The organism is Pantoea sp. FN0305 (assembly GCF_050113845.1).
Classification (GTDB): domain Bacteria; phylum Pseudomonadota; class Gammaproteobacteria; order Enterobacterales; family Enterobacteriaceae; genus Mixta; species Mixta alhagi.
In genome coordinates, this window is record NZ_JBNJSN010000004.1 from 334,211 (window position 1) to 348,514 (window position 14,304).

Here is a 14,304-nt window from a genome sequence, read left to right on the forward strand (position 1 = left end):
TGCTATGTCCCGAAACAGTGAAGCATCAGACGACGTACAAATCTGGGAAGGCGGCCGCAAAAATTATAAAGAAGGCTTCTTTACCCAACTGCAAACCGATGAGCTGGCGCACGGCATCAGCGAAGAGGTGGTGCGTGCCATTTCCGCGAAGCGCAACGAGCCGGAGTGGATGCTGGAGTTCCGCCTGAAAGCCTATGAAGCCTGGTTGCAAATGGAAGAGCCGCACTGGCTGAAAGCCCATTACGACAAGCTGGATTATCAGGATTACAGCTATTACTCGGCGCCTTCCTGCGGCAACTGCGATGACAGCTGCGCGTCAGAGCCGGGTGCGCAGCAAACCTCCGGCGGTCAGGCAAGCAGCAGCTACCTGACGCAGGAAGTAGAAAAAGCGTTCGAACAGCTCGGCGTACCGGTGCGTGAAGGGAAAGAGGTGGCGGTCGACGCCATTTTTGACTCGGTATCGGTAGCCACCACCTATCGCCATAAACTGGCGGAGCAGGGCATTATTTTCTGCTCATTTGGCGAAGCTATTCAGGAACATCCGGAACTGGTAAAGAAATATCTTGGTACCGTGGTGCCGCATAATGATAACTTCTTTGCCGCGCTGAACTCGGCTGTGGCCTCAGACGGCACCTTTGTTTATATCCCGAAAGGGGTGCGCTGCCCGATGGAGCTTTCCACCTATTTCCGCATCAACGCGGCGAAAACCGGACAATTCGAGCGCACAATTCTGATCGCCGATGAAGAGAGCTACGTCAGCTATATCGAGGGCTGCTCCGCGCCGGTACGTGACACCTATCAGCTGCATGCGGCGGTGGTGGAAGTGATCATTCATAAAAACGCCGAAGTGAAATACTCCACGGTACAGAACTGGTTCCCGGGCGGCGAAGGGGAAGGCGGTATTCTGAACTTTGTGACCAAGCGCGCGCTGTGCGAAGGCGAGGGCAGCAAAATGTCCTGGACGCAATCGGAAACCGGCTCTGCAATTACCTGGAAATATCCAAGCGTGATCCTGCGCGGCGATAACTCTATCGGTGAGTTCTATTCTGTCGCGCTGACCAGCGGTCGCCAGCAGGCGGACACCGGCACCAAGATGATCCATATTGGTAAAAACACCAAATCGACCATCATCTCCAAAGGGATCTCCGCCGGTAAGAGCCAGAACACCTATCGTGGACTGGTAAAGATTATGCCAACCGCCACCAACGCGCGTAACTTTACCCAGTGTGATTCCATGCTGATAGGCCCGGACTGCGGGGCGCATACCTTCCCGTATGTTGAGACGCGTAACAACACCGCGCAGCTGGAGCATGAAGCCACCACCTCACGTATTGGCGAAGATCAGCTTTTCTACTGCCTGCAGCGTGGGATCAGCGAAGAGGATGCGATCTCCATGATTGTTAATGGTTTCTGTAAAGATGTCTTCTCTGAACTGCCGCTGGAATTTGCCGTTGAGGCGCAAAAGCTGTTGGCCATTAGTCTGGAACACAGCGTTGGCTAATGCCAGCGCGATGCATCGTTGCCTGTGGGCAAGCGAAGGATAAAACATGTTAAGCATTAAAGATTTACAGGTAAACATCGAAGATAAGGCCATTCTGCGCGGACTCGATCTTGAAATAAAGCCGGGTGAAGTTCATGCGATCATGGGACCTAACGGCTCCGGTAAGAGCACGCTTTCCGCGACTCTGGCAGGTCGCGAAGAGTATGAAGTGGTTGGCGGCTCGGTGGATTTCAAAGGTAAAGATCTGCTGGAGCTGTCGCCGGAAGATCGCGCGGGCGAAGGCATCTTTATGGCTTTCCAGTATCCGGTGGAAATCCCCGGCGTCAGCAATCAGTTTTTCCTGCAAACCGCTGTTAATGCGGTACGTAAATATCGTCAACAGGAAGAGCTGGACCGTTTCGATTTTCAGGACTTTATCGAAGAAAAAATCGAACTGCTGAAAATGCCGGAAGATTTGTTGACCCGCTCGGTTAACGTTGGCTTTTCCGGCGGCGAAAAGAAACGTAACGATATTCTGCAGATGGCGGCGCTGGAGCCGGACCTGTGCATTCTGGATGAAACCGACTCCGGTCTGGACATCGATGCGTTGAAAATTGTCTCTAACGGCGTGAACTCGCTGCGGGATGGCAAACGCGCCTTTATTATTGTTACGCACTATCAGCGTATTCTGGACTATATCAAGCCGGACTATGTTCATGTGCTTTATCAGGGCAAAATTGTGAAATCTGGCGACTTTACGCTGGTTAAACAGCTGGAGGAGCAAGGCTATGGCTGGCTTACCGACCAGGAGTGAAAACGCGCTGCAGCAGTGGCACCATCTGTTTGAGTCGCGCGGCGACGTGCGCTCGCTACAGGCACAGCAGCACTGGCAGCAGCTGATGCGGCTGGGATTGCCGACCCGCAAGCATGAAAACTGGAAATATACGCCGCTGGACGAGCTGCTCAGCCAGCAGTTTGTATTGCCTGAAGCGTCCGCGCTCACGGCTGAAGATGTTACTCGCCTGGCGCTGCCGCTGGACGCAGTGCGCCTGGTGTTTGTTGACGGGCATTTTAATGCTGCGCTGAGCGATACTCAGTTCGATCATTTTGAAGTGCAGGTAGCCAGCGCGGCGGAAAGACGCAATTTCGCCACTCCCGTGCAGCCGGAGGTGTTTCTGCACCTGACCGAGAGCCTGGCCGAGCAGGCGACCATGCTGCGCCTGCCGCGTGGCAAAGCGGCTGAACGTCCGCTCTATTTGCTGCATATCAGCAGCGGTCGGGCAGAACAGCAGCTGAATACGGTGCATTACCGTCATCATCTGCAGATTGATGAGGGTGCTGAAGCGCAGGTAATTGAACATTACGTTAGCCTGGATGCGCAGCCGCATTTTACCGGCGCTCGTCTGACCATGATGGTTGGTGACAATGCACAGCTGACGCATACCAAACTTTCGTTTGAGAATGCCGCCAGCTTCCATTTTGCGCATAACGATATCGTGACCGGGCGCGATGCGCGCGTCAGCAGCCACAGCTTCCTGCTGGGCGCTGGCCTGAGTCGTCACAATACCAGCGCGCAGCTGAACGGCGAAAATAGCGACCTCTCTATCAACAGCCTGGTGCTGCCGGTAGACAAAGAGGTATGCGATACCCGCACTTACCTTGAGCACAACAAAGGCTACTGTCAGAGCCGTCAGCTGCATAAAACCATTGTGCGCGATCGCGCCCGTGCGGTATTTAACGGCATGATCAAGGTGGCTCAGCATGCGCTGAAAACGGATGGTCAGATGACCAACAACAACCTGCTGTTGGGGCGTCTGGCGGAAGTGGATACCAAGCCGCAGCTGGAAATCTATGCCGATGACGTTAAATGCAGCCATGGCGCTACCGTGGGACGCATTGACGAAGAACAGATGTTCTACCTGCGCGCGCGCGGCATTAGCGAAGAAGCGGCGCAACGTATGATCGTCTACGCCTTTGCTGCGGAACTTACAGAAGCGATTGACGATGAAACGCTGAAAGATTTTGTTCAGCAGCGCATCGCGCAACGTTTTCCCGGAGGCATTCAATGAGTTTTGATCTCGCACGCGTCAGGGCCGATTTCCCGATTCTGGCACGCGAGGTCAACGGACAGCCGTTGGCCTACCTTGACAGCGCGGCCAGCGCGCAAAAACCGCTGGCGGTGATTAACGCGGAAAGTCATTTCTACCAGCACGGCTATGCGGCGGTTCACCGAGGGATCCATACCCTCAGCGCTGCCGCCACGACGGATATGGAAAACGTGCGCGCCCAGGCGGCGCGTTTTCTTAATGCTGCCTCGCCGGAAGAGATTGTTTTCGTTAAAGGCACCACAGAAGGCATCAATCTGGTCGCCCACAGCTGGGGCGGCAGTCAGCTGCAGCCAGGCGACAATATTATTATCACTGCCATGGAGCATCACGCGAATATCGTGCCGTGGCAGATGGTGGCTGCCCGTACCGGCGCTACCATTCGTGTATTGCCGCTGACGGCGGATGGGGAGCTGGATAGCTCGCAGCTCGCTTCGCTGATTGACAGTAAAACGCGTTTGCTGGCGGTGACGCACGTTTCCAACGTGCTGGGCACCGTTAACCCGGTTAAAGAGCTGGTTGCGCAGGCGAAAGCGGCAGGGCTGGTGACGCTGGTGGATGGCGCGCAGGCCGTGATGCACCAGCGGGTAGATGTGCAGGACATTGACTGCGACTTCTATCTGTTCTCCGGGCATAAAATCTACGGGCCGACCGGCATTGGTATTCTGTATGGCCGCTATGCGCAGCTGTCAGCGCTGCCACCGTGGGAAGGCGGCGGCGCGATGATTGAGCACGTGGTGCTGCCGGAAGGCACAACCTACGCCAAAGCGCCCTGGAGCCTCGAGGCGGGCACGCCTAATACCGGCGGTATTATTGGACTGGGCGCTGCGCTCGCCTATGTGGAAGCGCTGGGGCTGGATAATATTCAGGCCCGTGAACAGGCGCTGATGCGTTATGCGCTGGATAAGCTGGCGTCGGTACCTGAGCTGACCATTTACGGGCCGCAGACGCGCGCCGGGGTGATCGCATTCAATCTTGGCAACCATCACGCCTATGATGTGGGCAGTTTCCTCGATCAGTACGGGATTGCTATTCGTACCGGTCACCACTGCGCAATGCCACTGATGAAGCACTATGGCGTTCCTGCTATGTGTCGCGCATCGTTCGCCATGTATAATAGCGAAGAAGAGGCCGATCGGCTTGCCGCTGGGCTGACACGTATTCATCGCTTGCTGGGAGGCTAAGCCATCCGGCGGGCAAGGGAGGAAGGAATGGCGATACTGCCAGAGAAAGAGAAGCTGGTGCGCAATTTTAATCGCTGCGCCAACTGGGAAGAGAAGTACCTGTATGTGATTGAACTGGGAGGGAAGCTGCCAGAATTGTCTGATTCCTTCCACCAGCCGGAATACAGCGTTTCCGGCTGTCAGAGCCAGGTCTGGATTGTCATGCAGCAGGGCACTGACGGTACCGTCGAACTGCTGGGCGATAGCGATGCGGCCATTGTTAAAGGCTTGATTGCGATTGTATTTAGTCTTTATCAGGGCATGACGCCGCAGCAGATTGTAGAATTTGATGTGCGTCCCTGGTTTGAACAACTGGCATTAACGCAGCACCTTACTCCGTCCCGTTCTCAGGGGCTGGAAGCCATGATCCGCACTATCCGCGCCCGCGCGCAGAGGCTCTGCTAAGCTACACTTCTCTCACACCCCGTTACGGTTAGCGGGGTGCGTTATTCATCACGAGAGAAGCCTACATGAACGCTCACCTTCCTTTTGCCGGCTGGTTGATATGCGCCGTGCTCTTTGTACCGCGCCTGGTCAGCGCCACTGAATATCCTTTGCCTGCCGAAAACAGCCGCTTGATTGGCGAAAACACCACGGCGCAGGTGCCGAACGATAAGCGGCCGCTGGAGTCGATTGCCGCGCGCTATCAGGTTGGTCTGTTAAATATGCTGGAAGCGAATCCCGGTACCGATCCCTGGCTGCCTGCCGCAGGCAGCGAGCTTACCATCCCTCATCAGATGCTGCTGCCCGATACCAAACGCGAGGGCATCGTGGTCAATCTGGCGGAGCTGCGTCTTTATTACTATCCGAAAGGGGAAAACAAGGTGATTGTCTATCCGATCGGCATCGGCCAGCAGGGGATTATGACCCCTTCGATGGTTACCCGCATTAGCCAAAAAATTCCTGGCCCAACCTGGACGCCAACCCCCAATATCCGCAAGCGCTACGCGCAGGAAGGGGTGAAACTGCCAGCCGTGTTTCCCGCCGGGCCTGATAATCCAATGGGACTGTTTGCGCTGCGTCTGGCCTGGGGTAGCGGTCACTATCTGATTCACGGCACTAACGCTGATTTCGGCATTGGCATGCGCGTCAGCTCAGGCTGTATTCGTCTGCGGCCTGATGATATCGAGACCCTGTTTAACAGCGTGTCGGAGAATACGCGGGTGCAGATTGTCAACCAACCGGTGAAGTACGCTATTGAACCCGACGGTAAGCGCTATATTGAAGTACATCAGCCGTTATCGCGTAATGAGCAGGATGACCCACAAACAATGCCGCTGCCGCTTAGCAAAGCGCTGAAGCGTTTTATCAACAGCAGCGAGAGCGATAAAGCGATCATCGAGGCGGCGTTAAAACGACGTTCAGGCATGCCGGTACTGGTTAACCTTGGTGAAGCGGTAAACCATGACCAGATAGCGCCGCAGAATGCGCTGGAAAGCGCGCAGGAGCATGAGACGGGTCAAGAGAGCGCTACGATGGGGAAAAGCTGAGAGGCACTTACAGCGGGCTGTTCAGAAAGCACAAAAAAAAATGGTGCCCATTGGGCACCATTTTTATTACACCAGTACTCTTACTTACGGTAAGAATGAGCCTGGTTGTCCAGACGCTGGTTAGCACGAGCTGCGTCATCTTTAGCAGCCTGTACGTCAGAACGCATTGCGTTCACGTCGTTGCTCAGCTGGTCAACTTTCGCGTTCAGAGTCTGAACGTCGCTTGACAGCTGGTCGATTTTAGCATTGCTGGAGCAACCAGCCAGCAGAGTTGAACCCAGAATTACCGCGCCCAGTACCAGTTTAGTACGATTCATTATTTATACCCTCTAGATTGAGTTAATCTCCATGTAGCGTTACAAGTATTACACAAACTTTTTTGGTATGAGAATAAATTTTTGATGAGAACATGCTTATTTTTACTCGTTCGCTCAAAGAAACATCTGTTAAGCCAATAATGCCAAAAAATAAGTTAAAACAGTCAGATTTAATTGATTTTATCTTGCCTGAAAGGCAGATTTTATTGTTATTTTCAATTGGAATTTTTGGAAATAACCGTTACGACAAAATAAAAAAAGCGCCTTACGGCGCTTTTATCTGCAGGGCTGTGATTATTTACAGTACATGTACAGAAGCAGTATTTGTTGTTCCGCTTGGTACCAGGGCACCTGAGACCATTACCACCACATCACCTTTCTGGCCGTAACCGCTCTCCAGCGCAATTTCTTTACCAATACGGTAGAAATCATCGGTAGAGGCGATCTCATTCACTACGCGCGCTTCAATGCCTTTGCTCAGCAGCAGCTGGCGTGCAGTGATTTCATTGGTGGTTAACGCCAGAATGGTAGCATCAGGGAAGTACTTACGCACCGACTTCGCGGATTTACCGCCTTCGGTCGCAACCACAATCAACGGGGCTTCCAGCTTCTCAGCGGTCTCAACTGCGCCGCGACATACCGCTTCGGTGATACGCAGTTTGCGGTTGTCGTTCAGCGTATCAATGCGTGATTTCATCACGCGATCGGTACGTTCGCAGATGGTCGCCATAATGCGTACCGATTCCAGCGGGTATTTACCTTTAGCACTTTCACCAGAGAGCATGACCGCATCGGTACCGTCAAGAATGGCGTTCGCCACGTCGCCGGCTTCCGCACGGGTAGGGCGTGGGTTTTTGATCATGGAATCAAGCATCTGAGTGGCGGTGATAACCACTTTGCGTGCTTTATTACATTTCTTGATCATCATTTTCTGCGCGAAAATCACCTCTTCAACCGGGATTTCCACGCCGAGGTCGCCACGGGCAACCATGATGCCGTCAGAAGCATCCAGGATCTCATCAAAGTTATTGAGGCCTTCCTGGTTCTCAATTTTAGAGATGATCTGGATATGCTCGCCGCCGTGCTTTTTCAGATGCTCACGAATTTCCAGCACGTCTGAACGCTTACGAATAAAGGAGGCTGCAACGAAATCCACACCCTGTTCGCAACCGAAAATCAGATCGCGTTTATCTTTCTCAGCCAGCGCAGGCAGCTGAATGGAAACGCCCGGCAGGTTAACGCCTTTGTTTTCACCCAGATCACCATTGTTCAGCACGATACAAACCACGCTGTTTTCAGTGACTTCAGTGACTTCCATACCGATCAGGCCATCGTCGACCAGTACGGTATTACCGATTTTCAGATCGGCAGCAAAACCAGCGTAAGTCACGGCAACGCGCTCGCTGTTGCCAATCACGGACTGATCGGTGGTGAAGGTGAACGTCTGGCCCGCTTTCAGCGAAACATCGTTACCGCCTTCCAGTTTCATGGTGCGAATTTCCGGACCTTTGGTATCCAGCAGGATAGCTGCCTGATGACCCGTTTTTTGCATAACCGCGCGGATATTGGCGATACGACGACCATGCTCTTCGTAGTCACCGTGAGAGAAATTCAGACGCATAACATTCATGCCCGCTTCCAGCAGGTTGGTTAGCATCTCTTCTGATTCAGTTTTCGGGCCGATGGTACAAACGATCTTGGTCTTTTTCATGACAAGTTATCTGTAAGTTGTGATGGATGATTAAGGTTTGAGGTCGATGCCTGGTGCATCGGGGAAATATTCATGCTCAGTGAGCGGACTGCGATACAAACTAAGAATAGGTGACAGATATGAAGCGTGCAGAGGAAGTTGAGCGATGATGTTCCGTGGCCCCTGTGGGCGAGTTGCGCAACTGGTTGTGAGTGTAGGTAAGGGCACGTCAATTGGCTGAAACCATTCAAGTGAAACACCGAAGGATAGTATAGACGCTAAGTATACGAAAACCAATCAAAAAGGGTGGAAGCAGCTGGTGCAAGATCAAGGAAAGTGACGTTGCGGCAACTGTATTTTGCCTTTGCGCGGGGCGGAATTAGCGATAGAGATCGTCTCGGGCATCCAGACGGAATGCCGGTTGTATACCAGGAAAGTTCTGATATGGCGGATTTTTATTAAGGCTGAATTGGCTGATAAAAAACTTTTTTTAGCGGGATAAATTATGAATAAAATTACACTTGCTGTAAGCCGTACAGATGAAAAACCGGCGTAAACAGAACAAGGCTGATGAGAGAAACAGAGAAAAGGGAGAATACAAAGAGAGTGGTGCGTTCTAATGGACTCGAACCATCGACCCCCACCATGTCAAGGTGGTGCTCTAACCAACTGAGCTAAGAACGCAACGTAATTTTTGGTGCGTCCGAGTGGACTCGAACCACCGACCCCCACCATGTCAAGGTGGTGCTCTAACCAACTGAGCTACGGACGCACTTTGGTGCGTTCTAATGGACTCGAACCATCGACCCCCACCATGTCAAGGTGGTGCTCTAACCAACTGAGCTAAGAACGCATCTGCCGTCTTGGGTGACGGCGGGGACGAATATTAGCGACACTGCTCACCGCTGGCAAGCAGAAACATGCAATTTTCTGCGCAACTGCCCATCAACTGTGCGACCCGCCGTTTTTTTAGACGCGGCGGGCGTTTAACTTAATGCGCCGCACGGCTCAGGATCAGTTCAGCCGGTAATTTTTGCAGTCGGCGAATGCGCCACAGCATCATTACTGCCGCTGAGGTTAACCCAAGAATAAAACCGCACCAGAAGCCTGCCGGGCCCATAGGCGGCACAATCCAGTCGGTCAGCGCCAGCAGATAGCCGCTGGGTAAGCCAACCACCCAGTAAGCCACCAGCGTAATAAAGAAGATCGAGCGCGTATCCTTATAACCACGCAAGATACCGCTGCCGATCACCTGAATGGAATCAGAGAACTGATAGAGGGCGGCCAGCATCATGAGCTGCGCGGCCAGCGCAACGACCTGCGGATTATCATTATAGAGCAGGGCAATCTGCTCTCTGAAGGTAACCGTAAACAATGCCGTCGCGGCAGCCATCATGATGCCCACGCCCTGACCGGTCCAGGCCGCGACTTTTGCCGCATCGACCGAACCCTGCCCAAGGCGGAAGCCGACGCGAATGGTTGTTGCTACCCCCAGCGAAAGCGGAAGGACGAACATCAATGAACTAAAGTTAAGCGCAATCTGATGACCGGCAACATTAACGATGCCCAGTGGAGAAACCAGTAGGGCGACCACGGCAAACAGGGTAACTTCAAAAAACAGCGCCAGCGCAACCGGCAGGCCGAGACGGGTTAGCCGCGACAGAACCGTCCAGTCTGGGGCGCTGAAGTAGCCGGGCAGAGTAATATCGCGCATGGAGCGCGCCCGACGCACCCACAACCGCATAATGATAAACATCACCCAGTAAACCGATGCCGTTGCAACACCACAGCCAACCCCGCCTAAGGCGGGCATGCCCAGATGGCCATAAATAAACACGTAGTTAACCGGAATATTGACCAGTAAACCGATAAAGCCCATCACCATGCCGGGTTTGGTTTTTGATAATCCTTCGCACTGGTTACGGGCGACCTGAAAAAACAGATAGCCCGGCGCGCCCCACAGCAGCGCACGCAGATAACCCACCGCCTTATCAGCTAAAGCGGGATCAATATCGTGCATTGCATGGATCATATAACCGGCATTCCACAGCACAATCATAATCAGCACCGAGACCATCGCCGCCAGCCAGTAAGCCTGACGCACCTGACTGGCGATGCGTTCACGATGTCCGGAACCGTTAAGCTGCGCCACCACCGGCGTTAAGGCTAAAATAAGTCCGTGACCAAACAGGATAGCGGGCAGCCAGATTGAGGTGCCGACTGCAACGGCGGCCATATCGGTCGCGCTAACCGATCCCGCCATAATGGTATCGACAAAACCCATAGCTGTTTGCGCAACCTGCGCCAGAATAACCGGAATGGCAAGAGCCAGTAATTGACGCGCTTCTGTCACATACTTCTGCACGTATACACCTTTTTATGTTTTAAGAAATGGATAGATAGTGTCCAGAGGAACAGGATAATTAAGAATAGATAATGATGCACAACGCTGGTGCAGGATCATAACCACATCAGACGGTGAAGGAAACCGCATTTTATGGTACCGGGGTGGCGCTTTTCACGCTTCTGCCGGCCTGCTCTGCGTTGGAGAGTATGTTAATATCAGCAAAAACTCACTGAGGCCGATCTATGTTTACCGGAATTGTGCAGGGCACCGCAGAGGTGGTTGCCATTGAAGAAAAAACTAACTTTCGCACTCATATTGTTAAAATGCCGCAGGCGTTATTACCGGGTCTGGAGCTGGGTGCGTCGGTAGCGCATAACGGTTGCTGTCTGACCGTAACGGAAATTAATGGCGATCGGATCAGCTTCGATTTGGTAAAAGAGACGTTACGCATTACTAATCTTGGCGATTTGCAGCCGGGCGATACGGTAAATATTGAACGCGCGGCGAAGTTTAGCGACGAAATTGGCGGTCATTTGATGTCCGGTCATATTATGACCACGGCGGAAATCAGCAAAATCATTAATGCGGAAAACAACCGTGAGATCTGGTTTAAACCGCAGGACAGCACGCTACTGAAATATATCCTTCACAAAGGTTTTATCGGTATTGATGGCATCAGCCTGACCGTAGGCGATGTCACTAAAACTAAATTTTGCGTCCATCTTATTCCTGAGACGTTGATGCGTACCACGCTGGGCGCAAAAAGGCTGGGTCAGCGGGTCAATATTGAAATCGATCCGCATACGCAGGCGATTGTGGATACGGTGGAACGCGTACTGGCGCAACGTGATGCGGCGCTGGCGACCAGGCTGCAAAACAACGCGGAATAAGCTGGCACACCATAAAAAAACAGGCAACCCGATTGCCTGTTTTTTTATTTGCCCGGCATACCGTTAATGGGGTACGCGTAATCCGCCTTCGATGCCGCGACTAAATAGCACCTGCCATAGCTGAATATCACGTGCACGAAACGCGCCAGCACAGGCGTTAAGGTAATAGGTGAACATGCGTTTAAAACGCTCGCCATATTTCTCCGCAAGCTGTGGCCACGCCGCGAGAAAACGCTCATACCATGCCATTAACGTAGTATCGTAATCAGCGCCAAAATTATGCCAGTCTTCCATAATGAAATGCGGTTCGCTGGCTTCGGCAATATGACGTACCGACGGCAAACAGCCATTGGGGAAAATATATTTATCAATCCAGGGATCAACATCCATATTGGTTTTAATCGCGCCAATGGTATGCAGCAGGAACAGACCATCCGGTTTGAGATTGCGATCGACCACGTTGAAATAGGTGGCATAGTTTTTAGGGCCAACATGCTCAAACATGCCGACCGAAACGATCCGATCGTACTGGTTATCTAAGTCGCGGTAATCCTGCAGCAAAATGTTCACGTCCAGCCCTTCGCAGCGCAGCTGGGCCATTTTCTGCTGTTCGGCAGAAATCGTGACGCCATCAACCGTGACGCCATAATGACGCGCGGCAAACTCAGCCAGCCCGCCCCAGCCGCAGCCAATATCCAGCAGCTTCATGCCCGGTTTCAGCGCAAGCTTTTCGCAGATCATTTTTAGCTTCGCCTGCTGCGCCTCTTCCAGCGTTTGGGCGGTTTTCCAGTAGCCGCAAGAGTATTGCATGAAGGGATCAAGCATCAGCGAAAAAAGATCGTTGCCTAAATCGTAGTGCTCCTTGCCTACCATCCAGGCGCGTTTTTTTGACTGTAGATTGGTCAGGCGCGCTGCTGCAATCCGCAAGGTATCTTTAAAATGATGAGGGAGTTGTTGATCCAATTTGTGTTTCAGCACGCGATGGAAAAACATATCAAGGCGTTCGCAATCCCACCAGGCGTCCATATAACTTTCGCCCAGGCCAAGGGATCCCTCCTGTAAAACCCGTTTAAAAAAGTCAGGATTCTTTACCTGAATATCCCAGGGGCGGTTACCGTTGATTTCAATATCAGCCATCTCCAGCATTTCATGGACGATACGATACCAATGGTTTTCCTCCAGGTTCACTTCTTCTATGCACGATGAACTCATAGCTTCTCCATCACCTGTGTGATACGAACCTGAGAAAGAGAATAGTCAATTTCTCAGGATTGTGAGAAATCTCACGGAAGACCGTGTGCCAGATATCCGACGTTAAACAGAGGATTGAAACTGAATGAAAGCCCGGCCAGGCACGACATTGTCGCCTGAAAAGCGCAGGATGACCGGGAAAAAACACGCTGATTATTATAAGTCACTGCCTTGCAAGGAGTATATGCTCCCGCAAGGCAATATACAACGGCTAATAGTTAGGTTGCTAACTATGCCTGAAGCCGCGAGGTTTAATCGCTAAGATCAGCGCTGGCGCTCTTTTTTGTGTCCGCAGCGCTGTGGCGCGCAACGTACTGTAAAGCGTAACCCACCACCACCAGCAGAATGGTCGACAGCATAACCGTGCTGGTGGTCAATAATGGATGAGTCAGCCAGGATGAGACGGCCAGGCTGGCGAAAAAACAGAGGCCCAGCTGTAAACAGTTCTGCAGCGCTGCCGCTTTACCTGTGTCATCCGGAAAAGGCAGCAGGGCGTTAGCCACCACGATGGGATAAATCGCGCCATTTGCCAGCGCCATGCCGCAAAAAGGAATCAATAAACCCCAGAGCGTAACCTGACCGCTAATCGATACCATAAACAGCGCCGCAACGCTTAGCGCGTAAAAAACCAGCAGGAAGGGCAGGAGCGTACGACCGCTACGGCGCTGCAGCGCCGAACGGCAGCCAAAGCCGCCGACCAGAAACGCGACGGTTTGCGGAAGATAGCTCAGGCCAATATCGGCAGGCGTGAGGCCAAGATCGTGCAGAATAAAGGGCGAACCGGTCAGCCAGGCGAAAAAGCTGGCGGAACAGGCAGCATAAATCAGCACGTTGCCGCTATAAATACGAGACGTCAGCAGGCGGAAAAAACCGCTGCGTTGCCGCGATGGATCGGAAGCGGGCGCGGTTTTTTTCAGGTTTGCCGTGGCGAACAGCAGCGGTAGCGTAACCAGAAACAGCGCCAGAAAAATCGCGCGCCATGAAAAATGGCTGAGCAGCCAGGCGCCCAGCAGCGGCGCCAGCGCCGGCGACAGGGCTACCAGTGGCATAATGGTGGCAAAAACCCGATTCGCCTGTGCGCCCCGATAGCGATCAACCACCAGCGCCTGCCAGCTTACCGCCGCCGCGCAGACACCCACCGCCTGAATAAAGCGCAGGGTCAACATCTGCCAGGTGGCATCCGCCCACAGCATGCCTGCGCAGCCCAGCGCAAACAGCGTAAGGCCCAACAGCAATATTGGCCGACGACCATAACGATCGGAGAGCGGCCCCCACAAAAGCTGAGCGCAGGCAAAGCCGCCTAAAAAAACGGTCAGGCTGGCACTAATCACGCCAGCGGAAGTGTGAAAACTCGCCTGCATGGCAGTAAATGCAGGCAGATACATATCGGTGGCCAGAAAACCCAGCGTGCTGAGTAGCGCCAGATAGAGCATAAATCCTTTTGAAGCAGACATCTCTTTCTCATTTATAAGCAGGTGAACAGACGGCGCGAGGGTAAAGGATGTTTTTCT

Annotated in this window: 12 protein-coding genes and 3 tRNA genes; 7 read left to right on the forward strand and 8 right to left on the reverse strand. The window is 52.9% G+C overall.

From position 1 onward, the window contains the following. The first annotated feature begins 4 nt into the window (after positions 1-4). From sufB to ACQE3Y_RS10615, 6 genes are all read left to right on the forward strand, one after another. Positions 5-1,501 carry a Fe-S cluster assembly protein SufB gene (gene sufB, locus ACQE3Y_RS10590; RefSeq protein WP_426972719.1) on the forward strand — a complete coding sequence of 499 codons (1,497 nt, stop codon included), beginning with the start codon at positions 5-7 and terminating at the stop codon, positions 1,499-1,501. A gap of 46 nt (positions 1,502-1,547) precedes the next feature. Continuing rightward, positions 1,548-2,294 carry a Fe-S cluster assembly ATPase SufC gene (sufC, locus tag ACQE3Y_RS10595; protein ID WP_085071831.1) on the forward strand — a complete coding sequence of 249 codons (747 nt, stop codon included), beginning with the start codon at positions 1,548-1,550 and terminating at the stop codon, positions 2,292-2,294. Further along, positions 2,269-3,549 (forward strand): Fe-S cluster assembly protein SufD, encoded by a 1,281-nt coding sequence (gene sufD, locus ACQE3Y_RS10600; RefSeq protein WP_426981615.1) that lies wholly within the window; start codon positions 2,269-2,271, stop codon positions 3,547-3,549. The genes sufC and sufD overlap by 26 nt, the downstream gene beginning before the upstream one ends. Continuing rightward, positions 3,546-4,769, forward strand: a complete 1,224-nt coding sequence (gene sufS / locus ACQE3Y_RS10605; RefSeq protein ID WP_426972717.1) for a cysteine desulfurase SufS — start codon at positions 3,546-3,548, stop codon at positions 4,767-4,769. Before sufD ends, sufS begins: the two co-directional genes overlap by 4 nt. Before the next feature lie 27 nt (positions 4,770-4,796). After that, the gene (sufE, locus tag ACQE3Y_RS10610) at positions 4,797-5,213 is read left to right on the forward strand and encodes a cysteine desulfuration protein SufE (RefSeq protein WP_426972715.1); all 417 of its coding nucleotides are present in this window, start codon (positions 4,797-4,799) and stop codon (positions 5,211-5,213) included. Between the two features lie 65 nt (positions 5,214-5,278). Further along, complete coding sequence (locus ACQE3Y_RS10615; protein WP_426981616.1) at positions 5,279-6,298, forward strand: L,D-transpeptidase family protein; 1,020 nt, start codon at positions 5,279-5,281, stop codon at positions 6,296-6,298. Between the two features lie 80 nt (positions 6,299-6,378). On the opposite strand, the gene ACQE3Y_RS10620 is transcribed toward ACQE3Y_RS10615, so the two are convergent. The 6 genes from ACQE3Y_RS10620 to ACQE3Y_RS10645 form a co-directional block, all read right to left on the reverse strand. Continuing rightward, positions 6,379-6,615 carry a major outer membrane lipoprotein gene (locus ACQE3Y_RS10620; RefSeq protein ID WP_002908860.1) on the reverse strand — a complete coding sequence of 79 codons (237 nt, stop codon included), beginning with the start codon at positions 6,613-6,615 and terminating at the stop codon, positions 6,379-6,381. Between the two features lie 298 nt (positions 6,616-6,913). Continuing rightward, on the reverse strand, positions 6,914-8,326 hold the full coding sequence (gene pykF, locus ACQE3Y_RS10625) for a pyruvate kinase PykF (protein WP_426981617.1): 1,413 nt from the start codon (positions 8,324-8,326) through the stop codon (positions 6,914-6,916). Positions 8,327-8,912: 586 nt separating this feature from the next. Continuing rightward, positions 8,913-8,989 (reverse strand) — tRNA-Val (locus ACQE3Y_RS10630). Positions 8,990-9,000: 11 nt separating this feature from the next. Continuing rightward, a tRNA-Val gene (locus ACQE3Y_RS10635) sits at positions 9,001-9,077 on the reverse strand. Between the two features lie 4 nt (positions 9,078-9,081). Beyond that, positions 9,082-9,158 (reverse strand) — tRNA-Val (locus tag ACQE3Y_RS10640). 138 nt (positions 9,159-9,296) lie between these two features. Continuing rightward, a complete protein-coding gene (locus ACQE3Y_RS10645; protein WP_426981618.1) occupies positions 9,297-10,670 on the reverse strand; it encodes an MATE family efflux transporter in 1,374 nt (457 codons plus the stop codon). Positions 10,671-10,894: 224 nt separating this feature from the next. Here ACQE3Y_RS10645 and ACQE3Y_RS10650 point away from each other — a divergent pair, with 224 nt between their 5' ends. After that, on the forward strand, positions 10,895-11,542 hold the full coding sequence (locus ACQE3Y_RS10650) for a riboflavin synthase subunit alpha (RefSeq protein ID WP_426981619.1): 648 nt from the start codon (positions 10,895-10,897) through the stop codon (positions 11,540-11,542). Between the two features lie 63 nt (positions 11,543-11,605). On the opposite strand, the gene cfa is transcribed toward ACQE3Y_RS10650, so the two are convergent. Together cfa and punC are read right to left on the reverse strand one after the other, a co-directional pair. Beyond that, the gene (gene cfa / locus ACQE3Y_RS10655; protein WP_426981620.1) at positions 11,606-12,754 is read right to left on the reverse strand and encodes a cyclopropane fatty acyl phospholipid synthase; all 1,149 of its coding nucleotides are present in this window, start codon (positions 12,752-12,754) and stop codon (positions 11,606-11,608) included. A 290-nt stretch (positions 12,755-13,044) separates the two neighbouring features. Continuing rightward, the gene (gene punC / locus ACQE3Y_RS10660) at positions 13,045-14,247 is read right to left on the reverse strand and encodes a purine nucleoside transporter PunC (protein ID WP_426981621.1); all 1,203 of its coding nucleotides are present in this window, start codon (positions 14,245-14,247) and stop codon (positions 13,045-13,047) included. Positions 14,248-14,304 lie beyond the last annotated feature (57 nt).